Genomic DNA, 2438 nt, shown 5'->3' with positions numbered 1-2438 from the left:
CCGAAGGTTTGGGTTATCGAGGTTAGAGGTGCCGGCATTATAGCGGATGATATTATCTGAATCCACGCGTAGATTAGAATTAATCCAGCGCTCCCAGTAATTATTCTGATTATCCCAGAAATAGAGGGATGAAGCCGCCTGAAACCCGCCAGCAATAGGAGTCGCCGGCGAGGCAGACTTCTGGATGGGGACTTCAACTACTCTTGTACTGTTATCTACTATTGCTTTGACACTATCTGTTCCTATTATTCTTTCTATTTCCTGTTGGACAGGTTGATTATTAACTAACCTACCCTCACGACTTACGCTATAACTATTTACATTTACGGTATGTGAACCATCATTGACCTGAGTTGTATTCCAATTTGTAGAGTAGCTAATATTAGTAGTTCCTGCTGGATAATTTTGAGTGTGAAGATGATTACTATCAATAGCAGTTCTAACCCTTATCCTTGCTGTCGGGAGATAGTTGTCTGGGTTGACTCTATGAACCCTACTGTCAGCCCTTATATCTCTCCACCCAAGAGCTCCTGTGGTATCTTGTGATACCCCAAAATGTAAATGATAACCGTAATTACCTCCTGTATTTCCTGAGCGGCCTATTACAGTATTAGCATTTACTTGTTGGCCACTACTAACAGTATATGTAGAAAGATGTGCGTAAAGGGTATAAAGTCCATCTCCGTGGTCAATAATAACCGTATTCCCAAATCTCCCAGGTTGACAAGGGTGAGCGGTACCAGCTCCTACGGCTCGCACATCAGTATTAAATGGGTCAGCAGTATCAACGCCATAATGGAATCCATTTCTACCCTCTATTTGTCTCCAGCCATAATTTGAACTTCTTCGCCCAGGTGTAGGTGTCTGGGTAAATCCATACGAAACCGCTATCTCTGCTGATATAGAACAGCTTCCCCGCAATATACTTCCCTCTCTTGGGTTAGTGATATCAACTGTAGCGGTAGTTTGAGAGAAAACAGTTGTGGACAATAATATTTCACTAAACATACTTAAACCCATTAAAAAGAATATGTTAAGTTTCTGAAACATACTTCTCCCCTCCTATTATTTAATAATATTACTATTATCATAAAGGTATAATTTTCCCCTTCGTTCAGTAACTGCTAAATACCTCCCATCAGTTGACCATAACATTACTACTTCTCCTCCCCACCCAGTTTTTCCTACCTCACTTTCAAAATTTATCTGTCCAACTACATTACCACTTTGATTTAAAATGTCAATAGAGACATTCCTGTAGGCAACAGCACAATATTTACCATCATCTGTAATAATACTAAATGGTCTTACATCAGGTATTATTTCTCCCTCTTTACAACTATATACCTTTTCCCAGAGTAGTGAACATTTATTATCTAAGAAGTAAACTTTATCCCCATTATTAGTAGAAGCAACTATATAATCACCATTCCATGAAAGGATAGGATAAGGAATTTCATCTTTATCCTTACAACTGTATTCTCCAAGGAGATTTCCTGAAGGATTAAATGATTGGATGGATGAATATCTGGCATTATAACCCTCCCCTACAATGATATTGCCATTATTTGATATTCCACTACCAATAAATCTATCCTTTTCCCATAAAAGATTACTCCTCTTATCAAATAATTGATTAAAAATCAGGATATAATTTCCATCTCCAGATATTATAGGTGCCCCTGCCATAAGCTCCAGTGTAAGATCCAGCTTTTCCCAAAGTTTCTCACCATTTTTGTTATATAGCGAAGCAAAGAAATTTCCTGTCGGAGCAGACATCAATATATATTCTCCATCATCAGAGAGAGAAAAATCCTCTGGTAGCCCTTCTTCTTCCGGAGTTCTCCACAACAAATTTCCGTTTTTATCAAGATACAATAAGTCAGAGGACACCAGTTCGTCTGAACCAGGTATCCATATAGCTTTGTAAACAGCTATGTAATTCCCATTTTTGCTGATGGTTGCAAAAGAGGCACCACTTCCATATTCTGTTGAGCTATGTTGCCAAACTATATTACCTGCTCTATCAAACATATATATTTCATTTCTTCCTGATTCATCAAATTCATCAGGCACAGTATTAACCACAATATATTTACCATCTCCAGTCATTGAGATATTACCAATGTTTTGTTCAAATTCCTTTTGCCATAATAAAGTAGGTTTTGGTATTATCTCAAACGGTATCCAGTCAAAGCCTTCTTTTGTCGTCGCCGTGCCGATAAGTCCGGCAGGGTTTTTTATCGTTACGCGGAAGGTATGACTGCCCTGGGTGAGTAAGTTAGTGGGATGGAAGTTAAATCTGGCATTGAGTTTTGTGCCTTTTGGTAATTCCTGCGACTCCGTATTCATATTGATAGGTTTGATTAAATCCTGACGGTCTCTTATTGATCCATTTTCATCATAGGCATAATTCCCTGCTGAATTTATCTCTACAC

Annotated in this window: 2 protein-coding genes; both read right to left on the bottom strand. The window is 38.5% G+C overall.

The annotated features are described in order from the left end of the window. Window positions 1-1050: M23 family metallopeptidase (locus AB1414_19250; protein ID MEW6609550.1), on the bottom strand; the 1050-nt coding region annotated here is incomplete at its 3' end. A gap of 15 nt (window positions 1051-1065) precedes the next feature. Next, a partial coding sequence (locus AB1414_19245; GenBank protein MEW6609549.1) for a PQQ-binding-like beta-propeller repeat protein occupies window positions 1066-2438 on the bottom strand: 1373 nt, incomplete at its 5' end.

The sequence above is a fragment of the bacterium genome (assembly GCA_040755795.1).
Classification (GTDB): domain Bacteria; phylum UBA9089; class CG2-30-40-21; order CG2-30-40-21; family SBAY01; genus JBFLXS01.
This window is presented reverse-complemented; position numbering and strand designations above follow the sequence as displayed.